At 58.1% G+C, this 15,185-nt stretch carries 11 protein-coding genes; 3 read left to right on the plus strand and 8 right to left on the minus strand.

From position 1 onward, the window contains the following. Nucleotides 1–76: 76 nt before the first annotated feature. The 3 genes from QWI18_RS10875 to QWI18_RS10885 form a co-directional block, all read right to left on the minus strand. Nucleotides 77–1,411 (minus strand): N-acetylmuramoyl-L-alanine amidase, encoded by a 1,335-nt coding sequence (locus tag QWI18_RS10875; RefSeq protein ID WP_296310089.1) that lies wholly within the window; start codon nt 1,409–1,411, stop codon nt 77–79. A 3-nt stretch (nt 1,412–1,414) separates the two neighbouring features. Next, nucleotides 1,415–1,903: a hypothetical protein gene (locus QWI18_RS10880; RefSeq protein ID WP_296310087.1), complete on the minus strand. Its 489-nt coding sequence runs from the start codon at nt 1,901–1,903 to the stop codon at nt 1,415–1,417. A gap of 222 nt (nt 1,904–2,125) precedes the next feature. Beyond that, complete coding sequence (locus tag QWI18_RS10885) at nt 2,126–3,334, minus strand: DUF3472 domain-containing protein (RefSeq protein ID WP_369318826.1); 1,209 nt, start codon at nt 3,332–3,334, stop codon at nt 2,126–2,128. 483 nt (nt 3,335–3,817) lie between these two features. Here QWI18_RS10885 and QWI18_RS10890 point away from each other — a divergent pair, with 483 nt between their 5' ends. Then, a complete protein-coding gene (locus QWI18_RS10890; protein ID WP_065990209.1) occupies nt 3,818–4,981 on the plus strand; it encodes a type III PLP-dependent enzyme in 1,164 nt (387 codons plus the stop codon). A 48-nt stretch (nt 4,982–5,029) separates the two neighbouring features. Here QWI18_RS10890 and QWI18_RS10895 read toward each other — a convergent pair whose 3' ends face one another. From QWI18_RS10895 to QWI18_RS10915, 5 genes are all read right to left on the minus strand, one after another. Continuing rightward, nucleotides 5,030–5,857, minus strand: a complete 828-nt coding sequence (locus QWI18_RS10895; protein ID WP_369318827.1) for a hypothetical protein — start codon at nt 5,855–5,857, stop codon at nt 5,030–5,032. A gap of 67 nt (nt 5,858–5,924) precedes the next feature. Next, on the minus strand, nt 5,925–6,842 hold the full coding sequence (locus QWI18_RS10900) for an alpha-xenorhabdolysin family binary toxin subunit B (protein WP_369318828.1): 918 nt from the start codon (nt 6,840–6,842) through the stop codon (nt 5,925–5,927). 101 nt (nt 6,843–6,943) lie between these two features. Further along, the gene (locus QWI18_RS10905) at nt 6,944–8,182 is read right to left on the minus strand and encodes an alpha-xenorhabdolysin family binary toxin subunit A (protein ID WP_369318829.1); all 1,239 of its coding nucleotides are present in this window, start codon (nt 8,180–8,182) and stop codon (nt 6,944–6,946) included. Nucleotides 8,183–8,405: 223 nt separating this feature from the next. Next, nucleotides 8,406–9,212 (minus strand): tetratricopeptide repeat protein, encoded by an 807-nt coding sequence (locus QWI18_RS10910; protein WP_192132430.1) that lies wholly within the window; start codon nt 9,210–9,212, stop codon nt 8,406–8,408. 3 nt (nt 9,213–9,215) lie between these two features. Next, nucleotides 9,216–9,896, minus strand: coding sequence for a Fe2+-dependent dioxygenase (locus QWI18_RS10915; RefSeq protein ID WP_192132428.1), 681 nt, complete (start codon nt 9,894–9,896; stop codon nt 9,216–9,218). Between the two features lie 195 nt (nt 9,897–10,091). Between QWI18_RS10915 and QWI18_RS10920 the strand changes: the two genes are divergently transcribed. After that, nucleotides 10,092–12,344 carry a TonB-dependent receptor gene (locus tag QWI18_RS10920; protein WP_369318830.1) on the plus strand — a complete coding sequence of 751 codons (2,253 nt, stop codon included), beginning with the start codon at nt 10,092–10,094 and terminating at the stop codon, nt 12,342–12,344. A gap of 259 nt (nt 12,345–12,603) precedes the next feature. Further along, nucleotides 12,604–15,156 (plus strand): PepSY domain-containing protein, encoded by a 2,553-nt coding sequence (locus QWI18_RS10925; RefSeq protein WP_369318887.1) that lies wholly within the window; start codon nt 12,604–12,606, stop codon nt 15,154–15,156. The last annotated feature ends 29 nt before the right edge of the window (nt 15,157–15,185 follow it).

Consider the following 15,185-nt stretch of genomic DNA (forward strand, 5'->3'; position numbering starts at 1 on the left):
TCAATGTGCCGTAAATGTGAGGTTCGGTTGTATGTGTTTTTTGGTTTTGAGTGAGCTCTGATAGAAGGCGATATTTTTATTCTCGTAGTGGTCTGTGTAGGCCGGTGGTGGCGCGTACCACGTTAACGAAACCCATCCCAATGTTTCCTGGGCAGATTTTTGCTTCTTTGGTGTCTTGGCGAGGAAACTCCCTATGGCCGCCAAAGAAATTGATCGAGAATACGCTTTTTAGTGCGGTGATCAGGTTTATAGTTGCGCTCTTTTGAGGGGTGGGGAGTTCGTTGGCAGTGCTGAGCCCCATATGATTCAACGTGATTCGGGCCTTTGCAATGAAATCAGTCCCTTCCTCCTCGGTCGTCAAGTTGTTCAACAAGACGATGCCGATGGCATTCGAGTTATAGAGAATTAGATGCTCGCCTTTGAAGCGAATGTCCCTTCCTTCATAAATGATGCCCGCGCAATCAATTGCAAAGTGGTAACTGAAGTCGTCAAATATCTTGCCTTGTTGCTTCGCCTGAGTGTCCAGCATTTGCTCACTCCCCACACCACACGAATAACTCCTCCCTGCATGATGAAGCGCAATCATTGTGTAATCCCAGTCGCGAACCAAAGGTTTTTTAGGCGGCTTCGCGTGCCACTCCGACCGCTCAACAAACCCGTGGCCCAACTCCCGCACTTTCCTAATAATCGCCTCTCGCGTCGCGGCCCGATCATTCACGGTGACCACCATGGGCTTGGGCGTTTCCCCGTGGATCAACGTCTCGACACGCGTCGTACTGGTCACCACCCGGGTGTTCATCCCTGCAAGCTCCTTCAACTCGCGTACGGGCGAGCGGAACATGACGTGGAGGGAAACGACGGAGTCTGCTGAAGAACCCTCAATGCGGGCCAGTCCATAGTTGTCGGTGGTACCTGACTTTTGCTGACCATCCACCGCCGCCGTGAATGTCCGGTTCGCGAGCGGCTGCCCCGTTTCGCTGTCGCGGATGACGAACGTACGGGCGAAGATGTTCCCCGGCGCCGTAGTGGTGTGTGGATAAACAGAAGACGAGGTGTTCGACATGGGCATAGCAGGATGTGGCGCCGCAGCGGCGTCCGCTGCCGCTCGACTGGCTCCCGCACGCCCTGACCGCGGAGCAATCAATCGATTCGCGCCCGGCGGACACGCGCACAACACGAGCGCGTCATGCCCGGCGGTCGGTATGCCATCCCACGTGAAGCTGTCTTCCCCTTCGACAATTTCGCCCACTTGCCCACACACGCCGCAAGGGCTGGTCTTGTCGCCGAGCCGCAATGCCATGCGGCCATCTTCCAGCGAAGTTTGAACAAGGCTGGCGTGGCAGATGGCGCCGGTGGTGGTTAGGTCGCCGTCGAGGCCTTGCTCCCGGCCGTTGATATCGAAGATTGTCATGCTTCAATTCTCCACGTCGGGCAGAAAGTCATCCGGCCAGGCGACATCCTTGCGCTGGAGCAGAAGAAGAGAACCCTGCGGCGTGTTGATGATCTCGTCGCCGTTGCTCAAGCGGCTGCCCACCAGCGCCATTTGGCTGTTCGCCTTTCCTGCACCAGTGACGACCTGTGCCTCAGTGCCGTCGGGGTAAACGGCGCAGTCACCGACGCGAGCACCCGCAACCTCACGGCCGTCCGCCAGTCTGAACTCCACCCCAAGGGTGCCTCTCACGATCACACCACCATTGCGGGTGTGGCCGCCTTCCGCCGCCACCCGGAAAATGCCGGTGCAGGGGTGGGCTTGCTTGTAGGCCTCACTCTCTCTCACCTGAGCCAGCGCCGCCGGACTGAACGTGGCGAGAGCCTCTTCCGAAACAGGGGGTCGATCCAGACCACGCAGGTACTCGTAAGTGACGTCATTGTTGTACAGCGGGGAATAGGCAGTCTTTTGCATGACTTTGATCCTTGGTCGGGTTGATTCATCGCCTCGCACAGTTCGTGCGAGGCGAATGGACGCCAACCCTAGTGATCGGGATCAGTGGGATACGTGTGGGAAAGAGATTGGCAGGGTAGGGCATTTCGGGTGACTGAGTAGCCGACGTCTGACGGACACGTGGCTTTCGTGGCGAATCCCTGACAGGGCGCTGCGGGTGGCAACGTCCTGTCATGCAGCGGACTACCGCGTGTTCATAAAACGACGCGCACATTTGCGCACCCATGCTTGCACTCTGCGCCACAGGCTGCGGGAACGCCTCACCGGTGCTGAGACCCGGAATGTGGTTTCGGCCGGAAGAGAGCTCTGGTTGAAGATGTCGGTGACAGTGAGTGTCACCTCGTAATCTCCGGCAGCGAACACCGCCGTGCTAAAAATGGACGATCGTTTTTGAGGAAGCGCTTCGGCATCGAACGCCACGAGCACATCTCCCGGGAGAGAGCGGATTTCTATTGAGTAGCTCAACTGCGGTGGCGTCGACTCGTCATTCTTCCAGGCCACGATCACTGCTTCGGTACCCACTTGCGGTACGACGGATACGGATAAGATGGCTGCCGTCAACATCGCCGGTTTCGGCTTAGGATCAAACTGGTTGGGCTCCAACTGGATCGTGCTGTGGGTATTGCCATAGCTGCCACCGGCAATAAGCATGATGTTGGCGTCGCCAACGTTATCGCCGTCACCCACCAGCATGGCATTCCAGGTGTCAGGGTCGCCTCCGGCAGTTGCCACGTAATGAGACGGTTTTTGCCACGAACCGTCTTTGCTCATCCGGAAGTGCTGGCCGTAATAACCGTGGTAGCCCAGCGCGTCGCCATTGAAACGTTCCAGAAAGCCCGTGCAGGTAGCCCCTGAAATGGGAATATCAGGACCGGGAACGGAAGCAGACATATAGTGCGTCCATTTCGCATCGGCGTAGGCGTACATGAACATGCCCATGCGGGTCACCGATTCGCCGGGAATGAACCAACGTCTGATCACGATGGCGTACCACTGATTCAGGCGCCATGGCATCGGGTGCGAGGTGTGCAGGCCAGTGCCCTCGCCGCCGAAATGCCCTGAATACAGGCCTTCAATCCCATAATCCAGGTGGACCTCGGCTTCAGCCGGGTCGGAGGCGAGGTCCCAGATCGAACAGATATTGTTGTATGTAAAAATCTGGCCCCCCACCAGGTTATCGTTTTGGTGCTGGATGCCTGCGTATCCCCCGCGCTCACCAAAATAGAAATTACAGCCTGACCAGTAAATATGGATGTTGTCCCCGGCTGTGGGCACGTACTGCTCTACGTATAGCAGTTCGGCCTCATTTTTCGAGAACCAGGAGGTTATCGACGGACCGGAAGTCGGTACATCGGCTCGTTCAGTCGGGTGGTTGATCGGCGGTGTTTTCATGGGGCGCATCCTCTCGTCATGAGGCACCAGTGTTGAGCATCTGCGGTCGTTTGAAACCTGTCAGAAATGACAGTGGACGACAGATGGCGGGGAGGGGCGTCGAGCGGTCGGGAGCACCCAGGCACCGTGTTTTTTTCGGAAAGGTGAACATCACCCTGTCACATCGGTCGGTTACTACGGGTTGATTGAACGCGCGTGGATTCCCGTCTGGCAAAAACGGGCAGAAACGCGACATTTTTAGTTGATCTCCGGCCCCTCAGGTCCTACAGTTCGCGCCGAACGTCCATGCTGGAAACGATCCATCCGGCTCAAGTACTGACGACGAGACAGCAAGGCCAACCGTGGTGTATCACCGGATGGCCTTTTTGCTTTCGGCCGAGCAGCCTTGGGAAGTAGGCGAACCAAAGTGGGGATACGGAGGACGTTCACGAGCCGCGCGCTCACACCCATTGTTTTTTACCGTTTGCCAACAGGAGTCCCCGCATGTCGATCCAGGTCGAAGACTATTTCGAGAAAAGCACCTTCGAGAAAATGAAGGCGTTTGCCGACAAGCAAGAAACCCCGTTCGTGGTCATCGACACCGCGATGATCAGCAAGGCCTACGACGACCTGCGTGCAGGCTTCGAATTTGCGACAGTTTATTACGCGGTCAAAGCCAACCCTGCGGTCGAGATCATCGACCTGCTGAAGGAAAAAGGCTCGAGTTTCGACATCGCCTCGATCTACGAGCTGGATAAAGTGATGGATCGCGGCGTTGGCCCGGATCGCATCAGCTACGGCAACACCATCAAGAAATCCAAAGACATTCGCTACTTCTACGAGAAGGGCGTGCGTCTGTTCTCCACCGACTCCGAAGCCGACCTGCGCAACATCGCCAAGGCTGCGCCGGGCTCGAAAGTCTACGTGCGTATTCTCACCGAAGGCTCGACCACGGCTGACTGGCCTCTTTCACGCAAGTTCGGTTGCCAGACCGACATGGCGATGGACCTTTTGATTCTCGCCCGTGAACTCGGCCTGGTGCCTTACGGCATCTCGTTCCACGTCGGTTCGCAGCAGCGTGACATCAGCGTCTGGGACGCTGCGATCGCCAAAGTGAAAGTGATCTTCGAGCGTCTGAAAGAAGAAGACGGCATCGTGCTCAAGCTGATCAACATGGGCGGCGGCTTCCCGGCCAACTACATCACCCGCACCAACAGTCTGGAAACCTACGCTGAAGAAATCATTCGCTACCTGAAAGAAGACTTCGGTGATGACCTGCCGGAAATCATCCTGGAGCCGGGCCGTTCGTTGATCGCCAACGCCGGTATCCTGGTCAGCGAAGTGGTGCTGGTGTCGCGTAAATCCCGCACTGCCGTCGAGCGTTGGGTGTACACGGATGTGGGCAAGTTCTCCGGCCTGATCGAAACCATGGACGAAGCCATCAAGTTCCCGATCTGGACCGAAAAGAAAGGCGAAGTGGAAGAAGTGGTTATTGCTGGCCCGACCTGCGACAGCGCCGACATCATGTACGAGAACTACAAGTACGGCTTGCCGCTGAACCTGGCCATCGGTGACCGCCTGTACTGGCTGTCCACCGGTGCCTACACCACCAGCTATAGCGCTGTAGAGTTCAATGGCTTCCCGCCGCTGAAGTCTTACTACGTGTAAACGCTGCCGTTCATAAAGAAACCCGCGAGCGATCGCGGGTTTTTTGTTTCACTGCCTTGTGTGGCTGATCAGTTTTTCAGCCAACTCAAGACGAGGCATCGCTGATTCAATCATCTCCCCAAACCGCTCAATCGAAATCGACGTGAACAGGTCTTTGAAGTCACTCAACGAGCCGGACAGAAAACTCGCCAGATTTGCATACCCCTCACCCAGGTCCCTCGTGGCGTCTGCGATTTGCGCATGCAGATTCTTCGTGTCATTGATCATCGCCCTGACCCCGACAATTCTGCCGTCGGAACCCATGGGGTCGAGCTTCCGATTATTAGCGTATGCGTTGATGGCTCCCTGCATAAAGTCCACCAGTCGCGGCAAAACAAGCGATGAACGCGAATACAGATCTTTGGCCGTAAAAGCAGCGCGATCGTATTTGATCCACAGATCAAAAACCTGCTGCTTCACTTGCATGGCGAAAGGGTAGCCTGCTGTCGGACTCAGTATTTTCAGGCGACCGTTCAACTCGAAGGGCGGTTGAGATAGATCCAGTGTCGAGAGCAATTTTTTGCGTTCAGAGCGGGTTAGCGCATCAACGACCCGGAAATAGTCCGAACTGAAGCGCTCAAGATCGGCCACCAGATCCGACTGTTCGTAAAAGATCCTGTAGGGCCACTCCAGTATCTCGGGCCAGTATCGAAGCTGTGCCTGTACTTGAATGTGCAGGTGTTCAAGTGCTGGCTGGTGAAGGTGGATGAACGCCTGATCCGACGCCAGGCCAAGATCTGCCCTGATTCGTTCGGTGGTCTCGAATGCCTGATGCAAGGTAATGCGGTAGCGATTGAGCGCATCGAAATGGGCCCACTTAAACAGAGGTGCTGACATATCGACATCCTTGTCCTGTGCAGGCCGTGACGGCGTCCTTGCCGTCACGGCTGTGAATAGTGAGCTTTCAGCGGATGGTTTTCAGGTAATCAATCAGCGATGGCGCGATGGAGACGAAACGGTCCTCATAACCTGCCTGGTCACCCAGTTTCAGATGGTCGAAGAATGCAGTAATCCCCTGATTGAACTTTGCGTATTCAGCTCGGGCATTGAAAAAGCTCTGATACAGGGCATGAACGCTGTCGATCAACGTGATTTTAGCGGCGGTCATGTTCAGGTCGGCCGCTCGCTCATCGCGGCCGGATTTAAGCGCCTCGATTTGCTTGATCAGGCGTTCGCGCTGATCGTACATGGTCAGATAGTTGAGCGCTTTGCTGATGTCTTCCAGGGTCTTTTTCATGTGCTCGACAGCCAGCCTGATGAGCTCTGCTTCGGGAGCCGTAATGCCGACTGCGGAGATGTTTTCCACACTGAGCACGGTGTCCTTGGCGATGTCTGCAAAGTTGCGTTTCTCAAGCACCGCCATTGCATCGCTCAAAACCTTTCGTGAAACCTCCAGCGCCTCGATTTTTTCTTCGGAGGCGATCTGCGCCAGATTCAATTGCGCCAGCTCGGCGTCCAGCTCGCTTTTGTATTTGCGGGTGAGTGCCGGGTCGAACCTCACATCTGAAAGCGATTTGAAGCGTTGCTGTGCGTCCTTCTCGGCAGCGTTTATCCCTCGCTTGAGGATACTGATCGCATGCGCTCGGAAGTAGGCGTTATCTTCCAGGTCATCGTCAGAGGCTGTTTCCGTGATCGCGCCGCGCAGGGCATTGAGCTTCTTGAGTCCTTGGGAGGCGCTCACTTCCATCTTGAGTGCCGCCTCATCCAGTGCTCGCTGGGCTTGAGTGAGCGAGCCATACAGTCCTGCCGCTTTTACATGAATCGACGGCAGATAGCGTGTTTGATCGAACGAAAAATTGGCGACGGCAGTGAGGTCGAGCATTTGCTGAATGCAGACGTTGATCATGCCAATGTCAGGCGATACGGCGTTTACATCGGTATTGAAACGAAGGATATTCATTGGAAAAACCTTAAGAGTATTGATTAACGATTTTTGTTGATTTCTGCATCGGCTTCGGCGAAGACGGCATACAGTTCGTCCGCCTCGTCTCTAATCAGCGCCCAAGGCTCGATGACCTGTTCAAAGTGGAAGGCCAGGAAGCTAACTTTCAGCGCATCGGTAATGACTTCTGATTCTTCTTGAGACGTTTTGATGTACAGATAAAGTTTGTTCCAGACGGTGACGAGGTTTTGGGTTGCCACATCAGCCTGTAGCGTCAGCAATTCGAGGTCCTGCATATCGCCTTTAACGTCGTTAAGGCGCCGAAGGACTGTGCTTTTGGTGCCCATCTCGGTGTTTTTAACATGGCGCTCTTTTTTAAGAGCGTTTCTTTCCTGTCGGACGTTTTCTGCCTCTACACCAAAGTAGATGGCCATGCCCAAACCAATCACATTCAGTTTGGACGCAGCGCTTAGCGAATCATTGACCATCTGTTTGTAGCTGGCGCTCTTCTCGTCGATTTGTTTATCGAGGTCTTCAATTTCTTTTTGAAGCCGGACCACATCACCTTTGAAGTTGTTATTGTCGATGGCGACCAGGCGAAGCGAGATTTCGGGCCGAACCGTGTTGGACAGTTCCCGAGAAAATGCGTCCAGATCCGCTTTCAAGCGATTGCTGCGCTTCTCCTCAGTATTGACGCGCATCAGTACCCGCTCCAGGATGTAGCTGACGCTTTTAACCGCTTCTTTGTCATCGTCGTCCAGTGTGATGTCCGGAAGCGCGGGGCCCATCTCCTGTTCGACCCGCTTGAGGTCTTCGAGCGTGATAATTCCCAGATCTTTCAGTACTTTCGACGCAGAGACAGTGTCCAGCTCCCGAACCACGCGTGCCCCCGTCGAGGTCATGAAGTTCGCGAAGAGTTTGAGCTCGCTGCTGATCAGTTTGATTCGCTGGCGCAGACCGTCCCATTTACTGGCATGGACCTTGATAATGTTGAACGTTTTGGTGAAGTCGCTGACTGCCAGCCCACGGCCTGGAGGGTTTTGCTGATGATAGCCAAGATAAACACTGACGGCTTCTGCGGTAGTCGGTAAGTGCAGGCCTTTTTGTTCATAGCGATACAGATCAATGATCTGCTCTTTGGTCAGGATAAGACCCGTGGTGCGCACACTGTCGTCGCCTTGTCCAAGGGAGGCGTCAATAAGCGCCCTTGGTGCCAGCGCTGCTTCTTCGGCGGCCTTGTTAGTTGAGGTGTTGAAGGCATTGTTCAATGCATGATTCATGAAAGAGTCCTTTCTTTAATAGTGGCGCCATCCTGGTGCCGGTTACGGAGTTTCTATCACTGCCTTTATGACAGTGGCCTGAGACTAGTGGGCGCTTGAGTCTTATGTCAAAGCATCCATGCCTTCAGCTGTTGTAGGAGAACTTACAGGCAGAACTCACCACGGCTTGCGCCCCGCTAATTCGGGGGAATGCCGTTAAATTCAAACCTGTGTCAGAACGTGTTTATGCAGCCGTTTTGGCGTTTTTGAGAAAGTGAGACAGGGCTGCTTTATCTTCAGCATTGCCAATGGCCGATGCTTTGGTGAAGTAGTCGATGGCCAGGCTTTTAATCTCTGGATGGGGTGACGACAACAGCGTCTGGCGACTGACCCGCAGAAAGTTGAGGTTGCCATTGCGCAAAGCCGTTCCAAACCAGTACAGCGATTGTTGAATGTCTCCTTGATCAGCCAGAACGGCCGCATGACTGAACTGACCGCGAAAATCGCCGGCCTCTGCCGAGCGTCGGTACCAGTGGTGCGCGGCGGGCAGATCCTGCTCGCAGCTCACGCCTTCTTCCAGATAGCGGCCGAGCATGTTCATTGATTTGGCATGACCCATGTGTGCGGCCTTGCGGTAGCAGGCCAGTGCGCGTGCCTGATCCTTATTGACGCCCCGACCAGTGGCCAGCAGGTTGCCGTAGTTATAGAAGCCCCAGTCGAGGTCGGCCTGCGCTGCCAGTCGATAGCACTCGGCGGCCTTCGCCGCATCTGGCTCGCACCCCCAGCCATGTTCGTGGCAGCGACCGAGCATGTTATGGGCCATCGCATGCCCGTTGCGTGCGGCGATCTGGAACCACGTCATCGCCAGCGACGGGTCCTGCTCGATGCCGGCGCCGTCGAGCAGGATCTGCCCGAGCAGCGCCTGGGCGTCGACGATGTTGGCCTGCGCGGCGCTGAGAATCGCCCGTGCGGCACTCGCCGGACTTTCTTCCAGCATGGCGCGCAGCTGGTCGCCATCGAGCACTTCTTCACGTCGCAGATTCCAGGTCATGACTCAGACCTCGACCCACTGCCGCAGCAGGTTGTGATAGGTGCCGGTGAGCTGAAGCAGCGAGGGGTGATCAGGCACGTCGCGGCTGAGTTGCTGGATGGCCGCGTCCATGTCGAACAGCAGCGTGCGGTGGCCATCGTCCCGCACCAGGCTCTGGGTCCAGAAGAACGAGGCGTACCGCGCCCCCCGTGTGACGGCGTTGACCTTGTGCAGACTGCTGGCCGGATAAAGCAGCAGGTCACCCGCCGGCAGCTTGACCTGACGGGTGCCAAAGGTGTCCTGAATCACCAGCTCGCCGCCGTCGTAGTCGTCGGGATCGCTGAAGAACAGCGTCGATGACAGATCTGTGCGCACGCGCTCGGCGCTGCCCTTGGCCTGACGCACGGCGTTGTCGATGTGCAAATCGAAACTGCCGCCGCCGGTGTAGCAATTCACCAATGGCGGGAAGACCTTGTGGGGCAGGGCAGCGGACATGAACAGTGGGTTCTGCCACAGGCGCTCAAGCATCGCCGCGCCAATCTCTACGGCAAGTGGATGACCTTCCGGCAGTTGCAGGTTGTGCTTGGCTTTCGCCGATTGGTGCCCGGCGGTGATCTTGCCGTCGGCCCATTCGGTGTCTTCCAGCGCCTGTCGGATGCGAAGCACCTCCTCGGGTGAAAACAGACCGGGGATATGTAGGAGCATGAATCGCGACCTGCGTGAAGAATAAGGCGGCGGATGATAGTGATTCTTATTGGTCGTGTAAAACGTCGCCCGCGCGCGTGAATGGGTCGATGTGAAAATTGGGTAATGGGAAAGTGTAAAGAATGTAAGTTTTCTGCGAATGCGAAGCAGTCTCAACTATATTCCGCCGCCTTATTGTTTCCTTGGGGAAGGAAAATGTCGCGCCAAGCACAACCGGTTACCGCACATTCGCAGCGTTCCATCGTCAGCGCCGTCGGCGTCGCACTTGCAGCGATGTCAGCCGCCCACATGGTGCAGGCCGCGGAACCCGCATCGGACAACGCGCTGAATCTCGGGGCAACCAACATCGACGGCGAGCGGGCCGACACGGCTTACAAGACCGAAGAATCGGCCTCGAAAAAGTACACCGCGCCCCTGCGCGAGACGCCAAAGAGCGTCACGGTGATCCCGCAGCAAGTTATCCGCGACACCGCGGCCACGAGCCTGACTGACGCCTTGCGCACCACCCCCGGCATCACCTTTGGTGCGGGCGAGGGCGGTAACCCGAATGCGGATCGCCCGATCATTCGTGGCTTCAACGCGGAGAGTGACGTGTTCGTCGACGGCATGCGCGATGTCGCGGCGCAGAGCCGGGAGATTTTCAACGTCGAGTCGGTCGAGGTCAGCAAGGGCCCGGGTTCGGCGTTCACCGGTGCAGGCTCCACGGGTGGCAGCCTGAACCTCGTCACCAAAGGCGCTCACCTGGGCGATGCCTTCAACGGCGGCTACACCTTCGGCTCGGACCAGACCCAGCGCTACACCCTCGACGTCAACAAGCAGATGACCGACACGTCCGCCTTCCGGCTGAACCTCATGAAGCATGATTCCAACGTCGCCGGCCGCAACGATGTCGATAAAAGCCGCTGGGGCGTTGCGCCTTCGTTCGCGTTCGGTCTGGGCACGGACACGCGGGTCAAGGTCGATTACTACCACCTGTCCACCGACGACATGCCCGACTACGGCATTCCGCTGACCAACACCACCGGCCGCAGCCAGTACGTGGTCGACAAGCCGGCCCACGTCAACGAAAACAACTTTTACGGCCTGACCGACCGCGACTACCGCAAAAGCGTCAACGACAGCGGCACGATCCGCCTCGAACATGACCTCAACGACAACCTGACGATCTCCAACAGCTTCCGCATGTCGCGCTCGACCCTGGACTATATCGTCACCAACCCGGACGACAGCCGCGGCAACGTCGCCAGGGGACTGGTCTCGCGCTCGGCGAAGAGCCGCAACTCCACCTCCAGCGGCTTCGTCAACCAGACCGACCTGCAAGCGAAATTCGACACCGGCTTCATTCAGCACAGCCTGGTGACCGGTCTCGAATTTTCGTATCAGGACACCCACAACCGCGGCTACAACGTGCTCAGCGCCAGCGGCGGGACCATCGGCTCGACCTGTAACGCTGCGCTGCTGGCGTCGGGCGACTGCACCAGCCTGTCCAACCCGTCGCCGAAAGACGACTGGAACGGCACCGTCACCGACAGCCGCGCGTTCACCGATACCGACACCAAAACCAGTGCCGCCTATGTCTTCGACACGTTGAAATTCAACGAACAGTGGTCGTTGAACCTGGGCCTGCGCTATGACGATTACGACGTGCGCTCCAGCGGTTACAGCACCGGTGGCCGCGGTTCGGTGGCGGGCAGCTTCAAGCGCGAGAACACCAGCCAGCTGTGGAATTACCAGGTCGGCGTGACCTACAAGCCGCTGCCGAACGGCAGTATCTACGCGGCGTGGTCGACGTCCAGCAACCCGTCGGGTGAGACCAGCGGCAATGGCGGCCTGGAAATCGCGGCGAACAACGCCAACCTCGATCCGGAAAAGAACCGCAACTACGAGCTGGGCACCAAGTGGGATTTCTTCGACGACAATTTGTCGCTGACGGCTGCGCTGTTCCGCACCGAGAAGACCAACGCGCGGGTGACCGATCCTGACAACGCGACGTTTCAGGTGCTGGACGGCGAGCAGCGTGTCGACGGTCTGGAGCTGACCTACAGCGGCAACATTACCGGCAAATGGAAAGTCTACGGCGGTTACACCTACATGGAGAGCGAGATCGTCAGCGCAACCAGCAAGGCGGACGAGGGCAATCACATGCCGAGCACGCCGCGCAACAGCTTCAATTTCTGGTCGACCTACGAACTGATGCCGAAGCTGACCGTGGGCGGCGGCGCGACCTTCGTCGATTCGCGTTTCGGCAACGAAGCCAACTCGGTGGAAGTGCCGTCCTACTGGCGCTACGACGCCATGGCCACGTACGCGCTGACCAAGAACGTTGACTTGCAGCTGAACGTGCAGAACCTGACCGACAAGCGTTATTACGATCAGGTCTTCACCACCCACTACGCCCACATGGCCGCCGGACGTACCGCGCTGATGAGTGCCAGCTTCCACTTCTGATCCGGATTCGGACACGTCACTTGTGGGAGCGAGCTTGCTCGCGAATGCTTACTTTCAGTCTTCAGAGAAAGTGGCTGAATGTACCGGCCTCTTCGTGAGCAAGCTCACTCCCACAAGTTTTGCGCTGGCCAGGCGAGCGCGGGGTGTCAGGGCAAGACCGCTCCCACTGGTTCTGCATCAAGAATCAGCCACAGATGAGAATGTATGCCGTTTGTGCGCATAATGCGCGCCGCAGCGGGTGAGTGAGGGGTCGAGGGTGTTGAAGAAAGTCCTGTTTCAAGTGCACTGGTTCTTCGGGATCACGGCCGGTCTTGTGCTTGCCCTGATGGGGATCACGGGCGCGCTGTACTCCTTCGAAGACGAAATCGTCGACGCGCTCAACCCTGACGTGTTGTTCGTGCAGCCCCAGGGTCGCCAACTGTCACTGGCGGAAATGGTCGGCAAGGTTGAAGCCCAGGGCAAAGACAAGGTAGCGATGTTCCGCATCGATGTCGGCGGCGACAGGATCGCCCAGGTCTGGTTCACACCGCCGCCCGGCCAGCGCCGCGGCGAGATGCACAACTTCAATCCCTACACCGGCGCGTTCACCGAGGATGCCGTCGGTCAGGACTTCTTCGGGTTCATCCTCAACCTGCACCGATTCCTGGCTGCAGGGGAATACGGCAAGCAAGTCACCGCAGCCTGCACGTTGATCCTCATTTTCTTCTGCCTCTCCGGGCTCTATCTGCGCTGGCCGCGCAAGCCGCTGAACTGGCGCGTCTGGCTGACCATGGACTGGGCGAAGAAGGGACGCAGTTTCAACTGGGACCTGCATTCGGTATTCGGCACCTGGTGCCTGATCATCTATCTGCTGCTGGCGATCACCGGTCTGATGTGGTCCTACGACTGGTTCAGCAACGGCATGACCAAGCTGATTGGCGATCCTCCCGTGGCGGGCGATCAGCGCCGTGGCGCAGGGGCGCGTCCAGTCCCTGCTGCGAAAGAGGCACCCAAGGAAATCGCGGCCTCGGCGCCGGACTATGACGCCATCTGGCAGACCATCCAGAGCGCTGCCGGCCCGGATCTCAAGGCCTACAACCTGCGCATGCCCCAGGCACCGGGCCAGATGGCCACGGTGTTTTACCTCCTTAAAACCGCGCCGCATGCCCGTGCCTTGAACCAGATCAGCCTCGATCCGGCCGATGGCACGCTCAAGGCGGTGTCGCGCTATTCCGAGAAAGGCCTCGGTTCTCAGTTGTTGATCAGCAACTATGCGCTGCACACCGGCAGCTACTTCGGCCTGATCGGACGCATCGTTGTGACCGTTGCCGCGTTGTTGATGCCGCTGTTCTTCATCACCGGCTGGTTGCTCTACCTGGACCGCCGACGCAAGAAGCGCGACATTCGCAACGCTCGCGGTGAAGTGTCGACGACGACGGGCGAGCAGGGCGCGGCCTGGTTGATCGGCTTTGCCAGCCAGAGCGGGTTCGCCGAGCAACTCGCCTGGCAGACGGCCGGCCAGCTGCAAACCGCAGGTGTGCCGGTGAAGGTGCAGCGTCTGGGCGACATCACCGAGCAGGACCTCTATCAGAGCCGCAATGCGCTGTTCGTCGTGAGTACCTTCGGCGACGGCGAGGCGCCCGACAGCGCCCGCGGATTTGAGCGCAAGGTGCTGGGTCGGCCGCTGGCGCTGGACAATCTCAACTACGCGGTGCTTGGGCTGGGCGATCGTCAGTATCAGCAGTTCTGCGGGTTCGCTCAGCGGCTGCATGGCTGGCTGGCGGAGCGCGGCGGACGCACGCTGTTCGCACCGGTGGAAGTGGACAGCGGCGACGGTGCGGCGCTGCAACACTGGCAACAGCAACTGGGCCAGTTGACCGGCTCGACGCCGACGACCGTCTGGCAAGCGGCGGAGTATCACAACTGGAGGCTGGTGGCCCGGGAATGGCTGAACCCCGGAAGCGTGGGTTCGAAAGTGTTCTTGCTCGGCCTGACAGCCGATTCGACAACCCTCTGGGAGGCCGGCGATCTGGTGGAGGTATTACCGCGCAACCCGGCCTCTGCGGTCGAGCAGTTCCTGTCCGGTCTGGGCATTCCTGCTGATACGCAGGTCACTGTCGATGGCTTGAGCGAGACCCTCGGCCAAGCCTTGTGCTCGCGGCAATTACCGGTGAATCGCAGCCATCTGGTGGGCTTGCACGCGCAGGCGTTGATCGACGCGCTGATTCCGCTGGCGATGCGCGAGTATTCAATCGCGTCGATTCCCGAGGACGGTGTATTGCAGCTGATCGTGCGTCAGGAACTGCACCCCGATGGCCGCCTCGGGCTGTGTTCGGGCTGGCTGACCGAGCATGCTGCGGTGGGCGGCGCGATCAGTCTGCGGGTGCGCCGCAACAGTGGTTTCCACCTGCCGGCCGAATCGGCACCCATGATCTTGATCGGTAATGGCACCGGACTGGCGGGCCTGCGCAGTTTGCTCAAGGCGCGCGTCGCGTCGGGTGAGCAGCGCAACTGGCTGCTGTTTGGCGAGCGCCACGCTGCCCACGATTTCCACTGCGCGGATGAGCTAAAGGGCTGGCTGGCGAGTGGGGAACTGGCGCGTCTGGACCTAGCGTTTTCCCGGGATCAGGCTGAGAAGATCTACGTGCAGGATCGCGTGCGGGAGGCCGCTGATGAGCTGCGTCGCTGGCTGGCCGAGGGCGCTGTGATCTACATCTGCGGCAGCCTCGAAGGTATGGCGGCGGGTGTCGATGCGGCGTTGAACGCGCTGCTGGGTGAAGACGCCGTTCGGGATTTGATCGAGCAGGGTCGGTATCGGCGTGATGTGTATTGATCGGATCTGCTTGTGAGCCTGTCGGGTCA

It is taken from the genome of Pseudomonas sp. W2Oct36 (genome assembly GCF_041060465.1).
Taxonomy (GTDB): Bacteria; Pseudomonadota; Gammaproteobacteria; order Pseudomonadales; family Pseudomonadaceae; genus Aquipseudomonas; species Aquipseudomonas graminis_B.